This is a genomic window from Nocardioides sp. TRM66260-LWL, from assembly GCF_020075545.1.
In the GTDB taxonomy this organism is placed as follows: Bacteria; Actinomycetota; Actinomycetes; order Propionibacteriales; family Nocardioidaceae; genus Nocardioides.
In genome coordinates, this window is record NZ_JAIQZK010000002.1 from 500,998 (window position 1) to 515,607 (window position 14,610).

Here is a 14,610-nt window from a genome sequence, read left to right on the forward strand (position 1 = left end):
GAGCGGGCCCGCGGAGCGGCCCGGCTCAGGTGGCGGTGAAGTCGCGCTCGTCCAGGCCGGTGGCGCCGTCGGGCAGCACGTCGCGGACGACGGCGGTCTGCACCCGTCCGTCCGCGTCGATCGCGCGAGCGCGGACGGTGTGGTCGCCGGGAGCGGCCTGCACCCGCGCCGACCACTGCACCCAGGAGTCGACGCCGGGCACGCTGCCGAGCTCCGCGGGCTGCCAGGTGCCGCCGTCGAGCGACACCTCGACGCCGCGGATGCCGGTGTGCTGCATCCAGGCCGCGCCCGCGACGACGACCTCGCCGGCCGGGACGCTGTCGCCGGAGGCGGGCACGTCGATCCGGGAGGCGATCTTCACCGGGCCGAGCTCGCCCCAGCCGCGCCGCGTCCAGTACGCCTCGATCCGGTCGAAGCGGGTGACCTCGAGGTCGACGACCCACTTGGTGCCCGAGACGTAGCCGTAGAGCCCCGGGACGAGCGTGCGCACCGGGAAGCCGTGGTCGATGGTGAGCGGCTCGCCGTTCATCGCCAGCGCGAGCATCGCGTTGCGGTCGTCGGTGAGCGCGGCCAGCGGGGTGCCGCACGTCCAGCCGTCGGACGAGGTCTGCAGGACGGCGTCGGCGTCGGGGCTGATGCCCAGCTCCGCGAGGATCGGCGCGAGCCGCACCCCGCTCCACCAGGCGTTGCCGACGAGGTCGCCGCCGACGGGGTTGGAGACGCAGTTGAGGGTGATCCAGTCCTGGGTGATCTCGCGGGCGAGGAGGTCGTCGTAGGTGAGCGTCAGCTCGCGCTCGACCAGCCCGTGGATGCGCAGGCTCCAGTCCTGCGGGGCGATCGCGGGCGGCACGAAGACGGTGTGGATCTGGTAGAAGTCCGCCGCCGAGGTCTGCCAGGACGGCAGCCCCGGGACGTCCGGGTGGGCGCCCGCAGGCACCGGCGGCGAGGTGACGCCCGGGATGCGGATGCCGGCGCGGGCCTCCTCGACGGCCGCCCGGCCGCGTCCGGCCAAGCGTCCGACGGCGCCTCCGACGACCGCGGCGGCGCCGAGCACGGCGGCCCGGAACAGCACGCCGCGCCGGGTCATCCCGGCCTCGCCGCGAGCCACCGCGGGGTCGTGCAGACCGGCGAGCTCGCCGCGGCGCAGCGGCTCGACGGCCCAGCCGAGGCCGACGCTCCACACGAGGAAGCCGACGACCACGGGGAGCTGGTCGAGCGCGCCGGCGCCAGTGCGCCCGAGGATCGCCAGCCCGCCGACCGCGGCGAGCACGATGTAGCCGGCCAGCGGGAGGGCGACGGCCCGGCGGGCCAGCACGCCGAGGCCGGCGAAGACCGCGCCGACGACGATGAGGATGCCGAGGAGCAGCACCAGCTTGTCGCGGTGGCCGAACGCCTGGATGGCCCACTCGACGACCCCGCCGGGCGTCAGCCGGATGACGCCGTCGGCGACCGCGGTGATCGGGTCGGCGTCGACGGCGAGCAGGCGGGCGGCGAGGTAGGACGCGCCGAGACCGGCGAGCCCGACGGCGAGGCCGGCCAGCGCCCACCAGCGGCGCTGGTCGTGCGGGAGCAGCGGGGCGGATCCGTCCGGTCCAGCCGGGCCGGACGGGCGGTCGAGGGAGGGCGCGGTGCTCACCTCCCCATTCTGACGCGGGCATCATGAGCGCGTGACCTCCTCCGCCGGCGCCCCCGTCCCCGTCCCCCTGCCGCGCGTGGGCGTCGGCACCGACGTGCACCGCCTCGTCGAGGGCGTCCCCATGCACCTGGCCGGGCTGGCCTGGCCCGAGGAGACCTCCGGCCTGGAGGGGCACAGCGACGCCGACGTCGCCGCGCACGCCGCCTGCGACGCGCTGCTCTCCGCGGCCGGCCTGGGCGACCTGGGCTCCCACTTCGGCACCGCCGAGCCGCAGTGGGCCGGCGCCTCAGGTGCCGCCCTGCTCGCGGAGACCGCGCGCCGGGTGCGGGCGGCCGGCTTCGAGATCGGCAACGTCGCGGTCCAGGTGATCGGCAACCGCCCGCGCCTGGGGCCGCGGCGTGCCGAGGCGGAGGCCGCGCTCTCGGCCGCCGCCGGGGCCGCCGTCTCCGTCGCGGCGACCACCACGGACGGGCTGGGGCTCACCGGCCGCGGCGAGGGGGTCGCGGCGATCGCCACCGCGCTGGTCGTCGCGGTCGACTGACGGCCGACGCACGGTCCGCATCGCGAACATCCGCGACACGGTGTCGCAGGAACCCTTCCGGAACGGGGCCTCGCGGGGTTAGCGTGTCGGCGCTCACAGCCCCGCCGCACCAGGAGCCCGCCGATGGCCCGCGCCACGTACCGCCTCACCACGCACGACGGCCTGTCGCTGCACGCCACGACCTACGGCCCGGAGGACGCCGACGTCGTCGTCGCGCTGGCCCACTGCTGGACCGCCGACGAGGAGGACTGGCACTACCAGGTGCGCGACCTCCTCGCCGAGCACGGCCCGCGCCTGCGCATCGTCACGTGGGATCACCGCGGTCACGGCCGCTCGTACGCCGCGCCCGAGCGCGCGTGCACCATCGACGACCTCGCCCTCGACCTGGGCCTCGTCCTCGACACGCTGGCACCCACCGGACGCCTCGTGCTGGCCGGCCACTCGATCGGCGGCATGACGCTCACCGCCCTGCCGCAGCACCGACCGGACCTGATCGACCGGATCGCCGGGCTGCTGTTCGTCTCGACCTCGGCCGGCGGGCTGGAGTCGATCACCCTCGGCCTGCCCGACGTCGGCCCGCTGCTCCGCGGCCGGATCCCGGCGCTGCTGGCGACCCGGGCCCGGCTGTACTCGCGCGCCAACCGGCGTCGGACGCCGTCGATCGAGCGGCAGGTCGTCAACCGGTTCCTCTTCGGCGCCCCGCTGCGGCTGCGCGACGCCGGGCTCGTCGTCGACCAGATCATCAACTGCCCGCCGGCGACCATGTCGGGCTTCTACCGCGACTGCATGCGCCACGAGCGCTCCTCGCAGCTGAAGGCCTACGACGGAATCCCGACCCGGGTGCTCGTCGGGTCGCGTGACCTGCTCACCCCGCCCGACCACGGCCGGCGCCTGGCCGCGGGCATCCACGGCGCGCGATTCATCGTCGCCCCCGGAGCCGGGCACATGCTGCCGATGGAGCGCGACGAGCTCGTGTCGGCCCAGCTGCTGGAGCTGGTGGCCGCAGCCCTGCGCGACGGGACGGGCTCGACGACCGCTGCAGCAGCGGGCTCGACTCAGACGGCGTAGGCGGCGAGCTCGCCGGCCAGCGCCTCGCTGGCCAGGCCGCGCACGAGCGAGCCGTCCGCGGTGTGCTCGATGCTCTCGATCTCGCCGTGCTGGTGCAGCCGGTTCACCAGGTCGCCGCGCTCGTAGGGCAGCAGCACGCTGAACGGCACCGACGGCCGGGGCAGCTCGGACTCGATGAGCGCCAGCGCTTCGGCGATGCCCTCGCCGGTGCGCGCCGAGACGACGATCGAGTGGGGCTCGCGGGCCTTGAGCCGCGCGATCACCATCGGGTCGGCGAGGTCGGCCTTGTTGATCACGATCAGCTCGGGGATGTCGGTGACGCCGATGTCGGCGAAGACCTCGCGCACGGCCGAGATCTGGCCCTCGGGGTCGGGGTGCGAGCCGTCGACGACGTGCAGCACGAGGTCGGCGTCGGCCACCTCCTCCAGCGTCGAGCGGAACGCCTCGACGAGCTGGTGGGGCAGGTGACGCACGAACCCGACGGTGTCGCTGACGGTGTAGACGCGGCCGTCGGACGCCGTCGTGCGGCGGGTCGTGGGGTCGAGGGTGGCGAAGAGCGCGTCCTCGACCAGCACGCCGGCGGAGGTGATGCGGTTGAGCAGCGACGACTTGCCGGCATTGGTGTAGCCGGCGATCGCGACCGAGGGGATCTGGTTGCGGCGCCGCTCGGAGCGCTTGGCGTCGCGGGTGACCTTCATCTGCTTGAGGTCGCGGTTGAGCTTGGCGATCTTGGTGTTGATGCGACGCCGGTCGGTCTCGATCTTCGTCTCGCCCGGGCCGCGACCGCCGATGCCGGCACCGCCGGCGACCCGGCCGCCGGCCTGACGCGACAGGTTGCCGCCCCAGCCGCGCAGGCGCTGCTTCATGTAGGTGAGCTGGGCCAGCTCGACCTGCGCCTGGCCCTCGCGGCTCTTCGCGTGCTGGGCGAAGATGTCGAGGATCAGCGCGGTGCGGTCGACGACCTTGACCTTGAGGCGGTCCTCGAGGTTGCGCAGCTGGGAGGGCGCGAGCTCGCCGTCGCAGATGACGGTGTCGGCGCCGGTGGCGCGGACGATCTCGTGCAGGCCCTCGACCTTGCCGCGGCCGATGTAGGTGGCGGGATCGGGGCTCTGCCGGCGCTGGTACAGCGCCTCGAGCACCTCGGACCCGGCCGTCTCGGCCAGCAGCGCGAGCTCGGCCAGGGAGTTCTCGGCGTCGGCGATCGTGCCGTCGGTCCAGACCCCCACCAGGACGACGCGCTCCAGGCGCAGCTGGCGGTACTCGACCTCGGTGATGTCCTCGAGCTCGGTGCGCAGCTGGGCGACGCGACGCAGCTGGTGGCGCTCCGCCAGCTCCATGGCGCCGACCGTGGGGTCGTCCTCGGGGTCGTCCTCGTCGGCATAGCCGGAGACGAAGTCGTCGGCCTCGGCCTCGTCCGGATCGGCTGCGTCCACGTCGAGGGAGTCGTCGAGCTCGATGGCGGCGGCGGGGTCGTCGGCGTCCCAGGCGGCGGTGGCGGCCAGCTCGGCATCGAGGGAGAAGTCGCGTGCGTTCGTCATACGCAGATCAGCCTAGGTCGCGCCCCGGCGCGACGCGAGACATTAAGCCGTGGGCTGAACCCGGGTGGCTGCCGGGCTGCGCGGCTGGCGCCTTGTCGAGAAGCGGTGGGCGAGGTCGGGGAGAACTGGTCAGGGAGAACTGGACGTTGTCAGGGGAAACTTCCCCTGACAACGTCCAGATTCCCCGGATATCCGGGGAAACTCGCCGGCATCCCTCAGCGGGCAGCCGTCACTTCGGAGGCATCCGGATGCCGCCGTCGACCCGGATGACCTCGGCGTTCATGTAGGAGTTGGTGATGGTCTCGACGACCATCGAGGCGAGCTCCTCGCCGGTGCCGAGGCGCTTGGGGAAGAGCACGTTCTGGCCGAGGTTGGCCTTGAACGCCTCGGCGGCCTCGCCCTCGCCGTAGATCGGGGTGTCGATCAGGCCCGGCGCGACGGTGTTGAGGCGGATGCCGGCGGCCGAGAGGTCGCGGGCGACTGGGAGCGTCATGCCGACCACGCCGCCCTTGGAGGCCGAGTACGACGCCTGGCCGATCTGGCCGTCGAAGGCAGCGACGGAGGCGAGGTTGCAGATGGCGCCGCGGCAGCCGTCGGCGTCGGGCTCGTTGCGGCTCATCGCGGTGGCCGCGATGCGGGTCATGTCGAAGGTGCCGATCAGGTTGATCGCGATGACCTTGCTGAAGGCCTCGAGGGAGTGCGCGGAGTCGTACTGGCCGTCGCGGCCGATGGTGCGCTGGGCCCAGCCGATGCCGGCGGAGTTCACGACCGCGCGCAGCGGGGCGATCTCGGCGGCGGCGTCGACGGCCGCGGTGATCTGCTCGGTGTTCGTGACGTCGACCAGGGCGAAGACGCCGCCGATCTCGGCGGCGAGGGCCTCGCCCTTCTCCTTCTGCAGGTCGGCGACGACGACGGTCGCGCCGCGGGCGGCGAGCAGGCGGGCGGCGGCGGCGCCGATGCCCGACGCCCCGCCCGTGACGATGGCGGTGGATCCGGTGATGTCCATGGCGCGGAGCATAGCGATCGCGACAGCGACGCTGTCACGGTCCTGAGCGGCGGCGCCGCGCCGATCAGAGCAGGCAGGACCTGTCGGCGGCGGGCGAAGCCTCGCCTGCCGGCGACCGGTCTCCCCGGGCGCCCGGGGAAACCGACGCCCGGAACCGACCCTCGGGACCGCCGCCCTACAGGTCGGTGACGCCCTCGGCGACGACGACGGCGGGCCCCGTCATCAGCACGCGGTCGGCGGCCGTCCAGGCGATGTGGAGCGTGCCGCCGGGCAGATCGACCCGGTAGCCGACCTCCTCGCCGGCCGCGCGGCCGTCGGCGACCGCCGTGGCCACGGCGACCGCGCAGGCGCCGGTGCCGCACGAGCGGGTCTCCCCCGAGCCGCGCTCGTGCACCCGCATCGCGACGTGCCGCTCGCCGCGGCGCACGACGAACTCGACGTTGACGCCCCGGGGGTAGACGCGGGGGTCGTGGCCCGGCGCCTCGAGCAACGGGCCAACCGGGCCGGCGGGGTCGAGGGAGTCGACGAAGGCCACGGCGTGCGGGTTGCCCATGTCGACGTGGCGGGCGGCCCACGTCAGGTGCCCGACCGAGACCGCCGTCTCCTCCAGCACCCGCGGCACGCCCATGTCGACGCGCAGCAGGTCGCCGACGACGTCGACGACCTTCACGCCGTCGCGGGTCGCGATCGGGATCGGACGACCCGCGTCGACCAGGCCGGCGTCGATCAGGTGCCGAGCGAAGACCCGGATGCCGTTGCCGCACATCTCCGAGATCGAGCCGTCGGCGTTGCGGTAGTCCATGCACCACGCGGCCTCGTCGGCGAGGTGGGCGAGCTCCGGCAGGGCCGCCGTGCGGATCACCCGCAGGACGCCGTCGCCGCCGAGACCGGCCCGGCGGTCGCACAGCGCGCGCACGCGGGCGGCGTCGAGGGCGCCGTGCACCGAGCCGTCGTGGTCGGGCAGCAGCACGAAGTCGTTCTGCGTGCCGTGGCCCTTGAGGAAGGGGTAGGTCATGCGGGCGACTCCCGGTAGAGGCCGGCGCGGTAGCCCTCGCCGTAGTAGGCGTCGAGCTCCTCGAGCGACGCCTCGGCGGCCTCGACCTCCCGGGCGATGACGGCCCGGCGCGGCACGCGGGCGTCGGGCTCCCAGGTGTCGGGCTCCCACAGCTCGCTGCGCAGGAACGCCTTGCTGCAGTGGAAGAAGACCTCCTCGACGTCGACCACGACGGCGAGGATCGGGCGGTGGCCCTGCACGACCATCGCGTCGAAGAACGGCGCGTCGGAGACGAGCCGGGCCCGGCCGTTGACCCGCAGGGTGTCGCCGCGGCCGGGGATGAGGAACAGCAGGCCGACGTGGGGGTTGACCAGGATGTTGCGGTAGCCGTCGACGCGCCGGTTGCCCGGCCGCTCGGCGATCGCGATCGTGCGCTCGTCGATCACGTGGGTGAGCCACCCGGCGGGGTCGCCCTTGGGCGAGGCGTCGCAGCGGCCTGCGGCGTCCGCGGTGGCGAGGACGCAGAACGGCGAGGCCCCCAGCCAGGCGACGTCGACGGGGAGCAGCCGGTCGCGGCCCGTGTCGCGGGCCCGGGCGGTGGGCTCTCCGATCAAGGCGCGCAGCGTCGCGGCGTCGGGGATCACGGTCTCGGCGCGCGCTTCCGTGTCGACCTCGGGGGGGATCACCGACTCACGGTACCGAGGCGGCCAGAGGTCCGGCCACGCGATACCGCGCGCACACGAGCGACCGGTTGCGGGCGACATCGAGCAGCTCTAGGTCGAGCGGACGCGGCAGCAGCGGACGCCCCGCACCGAGGGTGACCGGTGCGAACGACACCTCGATCTCGTCGAGCGCCCCGACGTCGGCGAACTGACCGGCGAGGTCGCCACCGCCGACCACCCACAGGTCGCGTTCGCCGGCAGCCGCCCGGAGCGCGGGCAGGAGGTCGACGACGGGTCCAGCGGCGAACCGCACGTCGCCGGACGGCGCCGGGAAGGTGCGGCGGGTCATGACCCAGCACGGCTGCTCATACGGCCAGCCGTCGGCGGGATCGAGGTGATCGAGCAGCCATCGGTAGGTGGTGGCGCCCATGACCATCGCCCCCACGCCGGCGATGAACCCGTCGTATCCGAAGGGTCCCGCTGGATCGACGTCCTGGCGTAGCAGCCAGGAGAGGGAGTCGTGCTCGTCGGCGAGGAATCCATCGAGGGTGGAGGCGGTGTAGTAGACAGTGCGGCCCATAACGCTCAGCCTGCCGGAGGCCGCCGACAGTCCCCGCCGGGCCCGTGTCCTCCGCCCGGGGCGTACGAATCGACCGCCTCGACGGAGGCGACGGCCGCGAGCGCGCGCTCGAGCCGGTCCGGGGCGTCGAACGGCACCCAGACGACGCGCGGGTCCTTGCGGAACCAGGCGTCCTGGCGTCGGGCGAAGCGACGGGTGGCGATCACGATGCGCTCGCGGGCCTCGTCCTCGCCCAGCTCGCCGGCCAGGAGTGCTGCGACCTCGCGGTAGCCGATGGCGCGCGAGGCGGTGCGGCTGTCGGCCAGACCGGCGTCCAGGAGCCGCTCGACCTCGGCGACCAGCCCGTCGTCGAACATCGCCGCGACCCGCGCCTCGATGCGGGCGTCGAGGGTGGGGCGGTCGATGTCGACGCCGATCTGCACCGTGCGCGGATCCGCGTACTCCAGCGTCGGCAGCGAGGCGCTGAACGGCCGACCGGTGAGCTCGACGACCTCCAGCGCCCGGACGGTGCGTCGGCCGTTCTCCGGGATGATCCGCGAGGCCGCCTCGGGGTCGACCCGCGCGAGCCGGGCGTGCAGCGCCATCGGGCCCACGGCGTCGAGCTCGGCCTCCAAGCGCGCTCGCAGGGCCGCGTCGGTGCCCGGGAACTCGAAGCGATCGAGGATCGCCCGCGTGTAGAGCGCCGAGCCGCCGACCAGCACCGGCGTGACGCCGCGGGCCCGCAGGTCGGCGACGGTGGTGCGCGCGAGCTCCTGGAACTCCGCGACGCTGGCCGGCTCGGAGACCTCGAGCAGGTCGAGCAGGTGGTGCGGCACGCCACGCCGCTCGGCGACCGGAGCCTTCGCGGTGCCGACGTCCATGCCGCGGTAGACCTGCATCGCGTCGGTGTTGACGATCTCGCCGCCGAGCCGCTCCGCCAGGTCGAGGGAGAGCGCGGTCTTGCCCGCCGCGGTGGCGCCGACGACCGCCACGATCGGGCGAGGATCGGCCTGGGTCACGCTGGCTAGTGTGGCGACTCCGGCGCGCCGGCCCGTCCTCGGGGTGAGCGCGGCCCACCCCGACGTCCAGCCCAGGGAGCACCGATGGGATTCCTCGACAAGCTCGGCAAGGTCGACCGCAAGACCCTCGAGAGCGCCGCCCGCCAGGCGCGCACCAAGGTCGGCCAGGTCGTCGACCAGCACGGCGACAAGATCGCCGACGGCATCGACAAGGCCGCGAAGGCCGCCGACCAGCGCACCGGCGGCAAGCACCACGACCGCATCGCGCAGGGCGCAGCGAAGGCGAAGGACGGCGTGCGCCGGCTGGAGTCCGACGGCGGCCAGGCCGGCCGCGAGGCCGGCCCGACCGACCGGACCGGCCGATGACCGCCCCCGTCCCGGAGGAGCAGGACGCGCGGCCGCTGCCCAGCGACCTGGAGCCGCCGGGCGAGCACGACGACACGCTCCCCGGGCCGGACGACGCCGAGCAAAATCCCGTCCAGGCCGCCGAGCAGGAGCGCGACGCCACCACCGACGGCGAGCCGAGCCAGTGATCGAGGGTCGCTACGCGATCGTCCCAGCGGCCTACGTCCTCCTGCTGCGCCCGGGCTCCGGCGATGCGCCGGAGGTGCTGCTCCAGCTGCGGCAGAACACCGGCTTCATGGACGGGCACTGGGCCAGCGCGGCCGCCGGGCATCTCGAGGCCGGGGAGACCGGCTGGGACGCCGCCCGACGCGAGGCCCGTGAGGAGCTCGGCATCGACGATCTCGACCTGGCCTTCGCCACGGCGATGCAGCGCCGACGCGGCGAGGAGGCCATCGAGCAGCGACTCGACCTCTTCTTCACCGCCCGGGCGTGGACGGGCGAGCCGCGGGTCGTGGAGACCCGCAAGGCCGCCGAGATCCGCTGGGTCGCCCTCGACGACCTCGACGCCCTGCCCGGACCCGTGGTGCCGCACGAGCGACACGTGCTCGAGCGGCTGCACGCCGGCGACCTCGCCCCTTATGAGACGTTCGGTTTCGACGCGGCCCCGGAGGTGGAACGGACCGGGGCATGAGCGACTCCGCCACGCCCGACCCGCAGCCCGACCCGCAGCCCGACCCGTCCGACGTCCCCGCGACCCCGGACTCCCCCGACCTCGGTCCCCTGCCGACGCCCACCGTCGAGGAGCCGGAGCTGCACCCCGGCGGTCCGGACGCCGTGCAGCAGCCCGACCCCGAGCCCGTCGTCCCCGAGCTGCCGCCGGAGCACAACCCGGCCGTCGAGGACGCCCCCGCCGAGACCCGCGAGTCCGACGACACCGGCACCGAGGCCACCCGCTCGCCCGACGGCGAGGCGTCCTCGGACGGGGCCGACGAGTCGCCCGCGTAGGCGCGGATCGCTAGAGGCGCACGACGTCCAGCGCGGTCTCGACGGCCCGGTCGCCCTCCCGGGTGACGGCGTACGCGCCCGCGCCGGGACGCTCGGCGTAGGCGCCGACGAGCTCGGTGCCGCGGTAGAGCAGGCCGGCGCCGTCGTCGGTGGCGAACGAGTCGGGCAGGGTCCCGTCGGCGACGCAGCGCTGCAGCAGCGGCCGGCGCTGCGGCTCGGCGTCGTAGTGCACGCCGTTGCCGTACGGCAGCAGCGCGAGGGCGTCGTCGATCGGCCGCAGCGTGGGGCCGAAGGAGTCGGTGGGGCCGCCGACGTGCCAGCAGATCGAGCCGGCCGAGACGCCGGTGAGCACCACGCCGGCCTCCCACGCCCGGCGCATGGCGACGTCGACGCCGTGCAGGCGCCACATCGCGAGCAGGCCGGCGACGCTGCCGCCCCACACCCAGACGAGATCCTGCTCGAGCAGGTGAGCGGCGATGTCGTCGACGTTCGGCATGGTGAACAGCTGCAGGTGGCTGGCCTGCAGGCCGCGCACGCGCGCCATGTTGTAGAGGTCGCGGGTCAGGCGGGCGTCGTCGCCGCAGGCAGTCGGCACGAGGCAGACGCGCGGCGCGCGGCCGGTCACGCCGGCGTGCTCCAGCGCGAGCTCGGTGAGCGGGCCGACCTCGTAGGTCGTCCGCGAGCCCCAGCGGAACCCGCCGGAGGTGGCCACGATGGTCGGTGCGTCGGCTGGCATGCCCCGACCCTAGGCGGGTGCGCGGACGGCCCGTGGGGCCAGGCGGCGTCCTCCTTGGTCTGGTCGCAGCCGACGCAGAGGCCCTGGGCGTTGTCGTAGGACCTGGGGCCGCCGTCCGCATGGCGCCGGGCGTGGTCGATCTGCCGGACGGGGGCGTTGCAGCAAGGGGTGCGGCACCAGCCGTCGCGCGGGGTGACCGGCTCGCGGAGAGCGGGTGGGAAGTCCCGCGATCGGGACTCCATCGCGATCAGCGCCCCGGTCTCGGGGTGCGCGAAGAGCCGCTTGACCGCGACACGTCCGAGGTTCCCGAGATCGAACACGTGCTCGATTCCATGCGGAATGCTGCCGGAATGGAATCGGAAATCCCCAGGAGACGCGGACGACCGCAGTTCCACAGTCGGTGGAGATCGACGTGGAAATGACCCCTGTGGACGACGAGCGGCGTCAGCCGCAGGCCGGCGCCGGTGGCAGCGGCGCGGGGACGCCCACGCTCGGCATGCCCAGCCCGACCCCCGGCGACGCGGCGACGGCGCGGCCCTGGCGGGCCTCCCAGGCGTCGCCCGACCGGGTGCGTCGCACGCCGTGCACGGTGTCGGCGACGAGGTGGTGCGGCGCGGCGTAGGTGATCTCGGCGGTGACGACGTCGCCCGGCCGGACCGGCGCGTCCAGCCCGGACGGCACCGCGAGGTGGACGAGCCGGTTGTCGGGCGCGCGTCCGGACAGCCGCGCGGTCTCGGCGTCCTTCTTTCCCTCGCCCTCGGCGACCATCACCTCGACGGTGCGGCCGAGCAGCGCCCTGTTCTCCTCCCAGGCGATCGCGTTGACCAGCTCGACGAGGCGGCCGTAGCGCTCCTTGACCACCGCGGGATCGACCTGGTCGGGCAGGTCGGCCGCCGGCGTGCCGGGACGCTTGGAGTACTGGAAGGTGAAGGCGCTGGAGAACCGCGAGGCCTCGACGACCCGCAGCGTCTCGGCGAAGTCGTCCTCGGTCTCGCCGGGGAAGCCGACGATGATGTCGGTGGTGATCGCCGCGTGCGGGATCGCGGCCCGCACCCGCTCGATGATCCCGAGGTAGCGCTCGGCGCGGTAGCTGCGGCGCATCGCCTTGAGGACGCGGTCGGAGCCCGACTGCAGCGGCATGTGCAGGCTGGGCATGACGTTGGGCGTCGCGGCCATCGCCTCGATCACGTCGTCGGTGAACTCGGCGGGGTGCGGGCTCGTGAAGCGCACGCGCTCCAGCCCGTCGATCTCGCCGCACGCGCGCAGCAGCTTCGAGAACGCCTGCCGGTCGCCGAACTCCACGCCGTAGGCGTTGACGTTCTGACCCAGCAGCGTCACCTCGCTGACGCCCTCGGCCACCAGCGCCTCGATCTCGGCGAGGATCTCGCCGGGACGACGGTCCTTCTCCTTGCCGCGCAGGCTCGGGACGATGCAGAACGTGCAGGTGTTGTTGCACCCGACGCTGACGCTCACCCAGGCCGCGTAGGCCGACTCGCGCTTGGTCGGCAGGGTGCTCGGGAAGACCTCGAGCGACTCCAGGATCTCGACCTGGGCCTCCTCGGCCACCCGCGCCCGCTCCAGCAGCACCGGCAGGGAGCCGATGTTGTGGGTGCCGAACACGACGTCGACCCACGGCGCCCGCTCGGTGATCGTCGCGCGGTCCTTCTGCGCCAGGCAGCCGCCGACGGCGATCTGCATGCCCGGGTGCGCGGCCTTCACCGGCGCGAGGTGGCCGAGGTTGCCGTAGAGCTTGTTGTCGGCGTTCTCGCGCACCGCGCAGGTGTTGAAGACGACGACGTCCGCCTGCTCCCCCGACGCCGCCCGCGCGTACCCCGCGTCCTCGAGCAGCCCGCCGAGCCGCTCGGAGTCGTGGACGTTCATCTGGCACCCGTAGGTGCGGACCTCGTAGGTGCGGGGCTCAGTCATGGCTCGTCCAGGGTAAGAGCGTGGCGCTCCATCCGAGAACTCGGAGCCACCACCGGCGACCGAGCGACCGCCTCGGCCCTGCAGCACTGGGCGACCGGACGGCCGCTACCGGTTCGCGTTCCTGATCTGCTCCTCGACCAGCGCCGTCGACCTCTCCTCCAGGGGCAGGTCGAGGTGCCTGACCAGCCGCGGCGCACGGTCGCTCTCGCGCTGCGCGAGCACGTCGGCCACGCCGTCGACGTCGAGGCCCTCGATCTCGGGGGGCAGCCGGCTGGCAGCCTCGTCCGCGGCGACCGTGCCCGAGCTGCTCAGGGGGACGACGGAGTAGGCGGTGTCGGACGACGTCCCTCGGCCACCGTCGGCGGCGAAGACGAGGACCCGGTCGCCGGCGCAGATCTGCGGCCTGTCGGTCACGGACGGCGCGCCGGTGTGGCCCCGGTAGCCGACCGACGTCGGGCCGGGCCGGAAGGCCTCGCGGTACCCCGGATCCGCCCAGAGCACCCGATCGACGTCGACCTGCAGATCGCCGCGGGTGGCCTCGATGGCTCGGGTCCGCTCGATCAGGCTCTCGGTGGCCTTCGTGACCGTTCCGACCAGGACGGCGCGCGAGAACCCCTGCCACTCATCGAGGTGACCCGTGAGCTCGGGGATCCCGTCGAGGCCGGCGGGATCTGCGGTGGCCACGAAGGAGGCAGGTCCGCAGGACCCGACGTCAGGTGCCTGAGCCACCTCGTCCGGCGACCCCTGCTCCGAGCCGCAGCCTCCGCCCAGCCCGATGATCGCGGCCGAGGCGAGGGTCAACCCGTAGCGAATGCTCGACTCGCCGAGACCCGACATGCGGCCCGTCACCCCTGCTCGAGCCAGCGCCCCAGGGTCGCGCTGCGCACCGGAGCCGGGGCGGACGCGCGGCCATCGGCGAGGGCGTCGTCGGTGAGCTCGGCGGCAGCCGGAGCGGGGTCTCCCGACGACGGCCGGGTCGCCTCGGTGCGCACCCCGACCCGCACCCGCCAGGCGCCGCCGACGCACGGCGTCGGGATGCGGGCGGTGATGCCCCGCTCCGTGCGCGCGACCACGAGCCCGTCGCAGGTCCGGTCGACGAGGCCGCTCCCGCCCGGGAGGCTGCGCCGCAGCCGCGGCGGCGTCGACCCGTCGAGGCTGACCCGCAGGCGGTAGACGAACCCCTGGCTCGTGCGCACCGTCGCCTCCCAGACGCCGTCGAGCCTCCGGTACGCCCGCAGCGACGTGGCGACGCGCAAGGTCGTCGCGTCGTACGCGACCCCGAAGCCGACGAGGTCGGCGGCCTCCACGTCACGGACCGCGGAGACGCCGGGCGGACCGGTGACCACCACGTCCCCCGACGGGTCGCGGTGGAAGGCGGTCGCGGCGTCCGCGCCGCCCACCCACAGCGCGAGACTGGACGCGAGGACGCCGGCGAGGAGGACGGGCCGGACGATCCGGCGCGCGTGTCGAGTCGAGCCCACGGCCATCGGGTGCTCCTGTCGCTCGCCGGCCGTCGGGACGCGGCCGGGTCAGCCGACCGTAGCGCCGGGGACCGGCGCCGTCGCCGAGGCGAGC

Annotated in this window: 17 protein-coding genes; 6 read left to right on the forward strand and 11 right to left on the reverse strand. The window is 74.3% G+C overall.

Features of this window, described 5'->3' with window-relative positions; genetic code table 11:
* Nucleotides 1–25: 25 nt before the first annotated feature.
* The gene (locus K8Z61_RS08920) at nt 26–1,636 is read right to left on the reverse strand and encodes a molybdopterin-dependent oxidoreductase (protein ID WP_224128607.1); all 1,611 of its coding nucleotides are present in this window, start codon (nt 1,634–1,636) and stop codon (nt 26–28) included.
* A 31-nt stretch (nt 1,637–1,667) separates the two neighbouring features.
* Here K8Z61_RS08920 and ispF point away from each other — a divergent pair, with 31 nt between their 5' ends.
* Nucleotides 1,668–2,177, forward strand: a complete 510-nt coding sequence (gene ispF / locus K8Z61_RS08925) for a 2-C-methyl-D-erythritol 2,4-cyclodiphosphate synthase (protein ID WP_224128608.1) — start codon at nt 1,668–1,670, stop codon at nt 2,175–2,177.
* A gap of 123 nt (nt 2,178–2,300) precedes the next feature.
* Nucleotides 2,301–3,245, forward strand: a complete 945-nt coding sequence (locus K8Z61_RS08930) for an alpha/beta fold hydrolase (RefSeq protein WP_224128609.1) — start codon at nt 2,301–2,303, stop codon at nt 3,243–3,245.
* On the opposite strand, the gene hflX is transcribed toward K8Z61_RS08930, so the two are convergent.
* The 6 genes from hflX to miaA form a co-directional block, all read right to left on the reverse strand.
* Nucleotides 3,233–4,783 (reverse strand): GTPase HflX, encoded by a 1,551-nt coding sequence (gene hflX, locus K8Z61_RS08935; protein WP_374227926.1) that lies wholly within the window; start codon nt 4,781–4,783, stop codon nt 3,233–3,235. The two genes, K8Z61_RS08930 and hflX, sit on opposite strands and share 13 nt — an antisense overlap.
* A 229-nt stretch (nt 4,784–5,012) precedes the next feature.
* Entirely contained in the window at nt 5,013–5,789 is a 777-nt protein-coding gene (locus K8Z61_RS08940; RefSeq protein WP_224128611.1) for an SDR family NAD(P)-dependent oxidoreductase, read from the reverse strand.
* A gap of 175 nt (nt 5,790–5,964) precedes the next feature.
* Nucleotides 5,965–6,804 carry a diaminopimelate epimerase gene (dapF, locus tag K8Z61_RS08945; protein ID WP_224128613.1) on the reverse strand — a complete coding sequence of 280 codons (840 nt, stop codon included), beginning with the start codon at nt 6,802–6,804 and terminating at the stop codon, nt 5,965–5,967.
* On the reverse strand, nt 6,801–7,469 hold the full coding sequence (locus tag K8Z61_RS08950; protein ID WP_308116764.1) for an MSMEG_1061 family FMN-dependent PPOX-type flavoprotein: 669 nt from the start codon (nt 7,467–7,469) through the stop codon (nt 6,801–6,803). The genes dapF and K8Z61_RS08950 overlap by 4 nt, the downstream gene beginning before the upstream one ends.
* A gap of 4 nt (nt 7,470–7,473) precedes the next feature.
* On the reverse strand, nt 7,474–8,025 hold the full coding sequence (locus K8Z61_RS08955) for a dihydrofolate reductase family protein (RefSeq protein ID WP_224128615.1): 552 nt from the start codon (nt 8,023–8,025) through the stop codon (nt 7,474–7,476).
* Nucleotides 8,026–8,030: 5 nt separating this feature from the next.
* The gene (miaA, locus tag K8Z61_RS08960) at nt 8,031–9,023 is read right to left on the reverse strand and encodes a tRNA (adenosine(37)-N6)-dimethylallyltransferase MiaA (protein WP_224128617.1); all 993 of its coding nucleotides are present in this window, start codon (nt 9,021–9,023) and stop codon (nt 8,031–8,033) included.
* 84 nt (nt 9,024–9,107) lie between these two features.
* Between miaA and K8Z61_RS08965 the strand changes: the two genes are divergently transcribed.
* From K8Z61_RS08965 to K8Z61_RS08980, 4 genes are read left to right on the forward strand one after another with little or no spacing between them, the layout of a single operon-like run.
* A complete protein-coding gene (locus K8Z61_RS08965) occupies nt 9,108–9,389 on the forward strand; it encodes an antitoxin (protein WP_224128619.1) in 282 nt (93 codons plus the stop codon).
* On the forward strand, nt 9,386–9,556 hold the full coding sequence (locus tag K8Z61_RS08970; protein ID WP_224128620.1) for a hypothetical protein: 171 nt from the start codon (nt 9,386–9,388) through the stop codon (nt 9,554–9,556). The genes K8Z61_RS08965 and K8Z61_RS08970 overlap by 4 nt, the downstream gene beginning before the upstream one ends.
* The gene (locus K8Z61_RS08975; protein WP_224128622.1) at nt 9,553–10,059 is read left to right on the forward strand and encodes an NUDIX domain-containing protein; all 507 of its coding nucleotides are present in this window, start codon (nt 9,553–9,555) and stop codon (nt 10,057–10,059) included. Before K8Z61_RS08970 ends, K8Z61_RS08975 begins: the two co-directional genes overlap by 4 nt.
* Nucleotides 10,056–10,373, forward strand: coding sequence for a hypothetical protein (locus tag K8Z61_RS08980; RefSeq protein ID WP_224128624.1), 318 nt, complete (start codon nt 10,056–10,058; stop codon nt 10,371–10,373). Before K8Z61_RS08975 ends, K8Z61_RS08980 begins: the two co-directional genes overlap by 4 nt.
* Nucleotides 10,374–10,383: 10 nt before the next feature.
* Here the strand turns inward: K8Z61_RS08980 and K8Z61_RS08985 are convergent, their stop codons facing one another.
* From K8Z61_RS08985 to K8Z61_RS09000, 4 genes are all read right to left on the reverse strand, one after another.
* Nucleotides 10,384–11,109 (reverse strand): peptidase E, encoded by a 726-nt coding sequence (locus K8Z61_RS08985; protein ID WP_224128626.1) that lies wholly within the window; start codon nt 11,107–11,109, stop codon nt 10,384–10,386.
* 444 nt (nt 11,110–11,553) lie between these two features.
* Nucleotides 11,554–13,035, reverse strand: a complete 1,482-nt coding sequence (gene miaB / locus K8Z61_RS08990; protein WP_224128629.1) for a tRNA (N6-isopentenyl adenosine(37)-C2)-methylthiotransferase MiaB — start codon at nt 13,033–13,035, stop codon at nt 11,554–11,556.
* A 105-nt stretch (nt 13,036–13,140) separates the two neighbouring features.
* Nucleotides 13,141–13,872 (reverse strand): hypothetical protein, encoded by a 732-nt coding sequence (locus tag K8Z61_RS08995; protein ID WP_224128631.1) that lies wholly within the window; start codon nt 13,870–13,872, stop codon nt 13,141–13,143.
* Nucleotides 13,873–13,880: 8 nt separating this feature from the next.
* Nucleotides 13,881–14,522: a hypothetical protein gene (locus K8Z61_RS09000; protein WP_224128633.1), complete on the reverse strand. Its 642-nt coding sequence runs from the start codon at nt 14,520–14,522 to the stop codon at nt 13,881–13,883.
* Nucleotides 14,523–14,610: the final 88 nt, after the last annotated feature.

Excerpts from the sequence above, each read along its gene's own strand:
- K8Z61_RS08995 (WP_224128631.1), bottom strand. The coding sequence starts at position 13,872 with ATGTCGGGTCTCGGCGAGTCGAGCATTCGCTACGGGTTGACCCTCGCC.
- K8Z61_RS08930 (WP_224128609.1), top strand. The coding sequence starts at position 2,301 with ATGGCCCGCGCCACGTACCGCCTCACCACGCACGACGGCCTGTCGCTG.
- K8Z61_RS08940 (WP_224128611.1), bottom strand. The coding sequence starts at position 5,789 with ATGGACATCACCGGATCCACCGCCATCGTCACGGGCGGGGCGTCGGGC.
- K8Z61_RS08985 (WP_224128626.1), bottom strand. The coding sequence starts at position 11,109 with ATGCCAGCCGACGCACCGACCATCGTGGCCACCTCCGGCGGGTTCCGC.
- dapF (WP_224128613.1), bottom strand. The coding sequence starts at position 6,804 with ATGACCTACCCCTTCCTCAAGGGCCACGGCACGCAGAACGACTTCGTG.
- K8Z61_RS09000 (WP_224128633.1), bottom strand. The coding sequence starts at position 14,522 with ATGGCCGTGGGCTCGACTCGACACGCGCGCCGGATCGTCCGGCCCGTC.
- hflX (WP_374227926.1), bottom strand. The coding sequence starts at position 4,783 with ATGACGAACGCACGCGACTTCTCCCTCGATGCCGAGCTGGCCGCCACC.
- K8Z61_RS08965 (WP_224128619.1), top strand. The coding sequence starts at position 9,108 with ATGGGATTCCTCGACAAGCTCGGCAAGGTCGACCGCAAGACCCTCGAG.
- K8Z61_RS08955 (WP_224128615.1), bottom strand. The coding sequence starts at position 8,025 with ATGGGCCGCACTGTCTACTACACCGCCTCCACCCTCGATGGATTCCTC.
- K8Z61_RS08970 (WP_224128620.1), top strand. The coding sequence starts at position 9,386 with ATGACCGCCCCCGTCCCGGAGGAGCAGGACGCGCGGCCGCTGCCCAGC.
- miaB (WP_224128629.1), bottom strand. The coding sequence starts at position 13,035 with ATGACTGAGCCCCGCACCTACGAGGTCCGCACCTACGGGTGCCAGATG.
- K8Z61_RS08980 (WP_224128624.1), top strand. The coding sequence starts at position 10,056 with ATGAGCGACTCCGCCACGCCCGACCCGCAGCCCGACCCGCAGCCCGAC.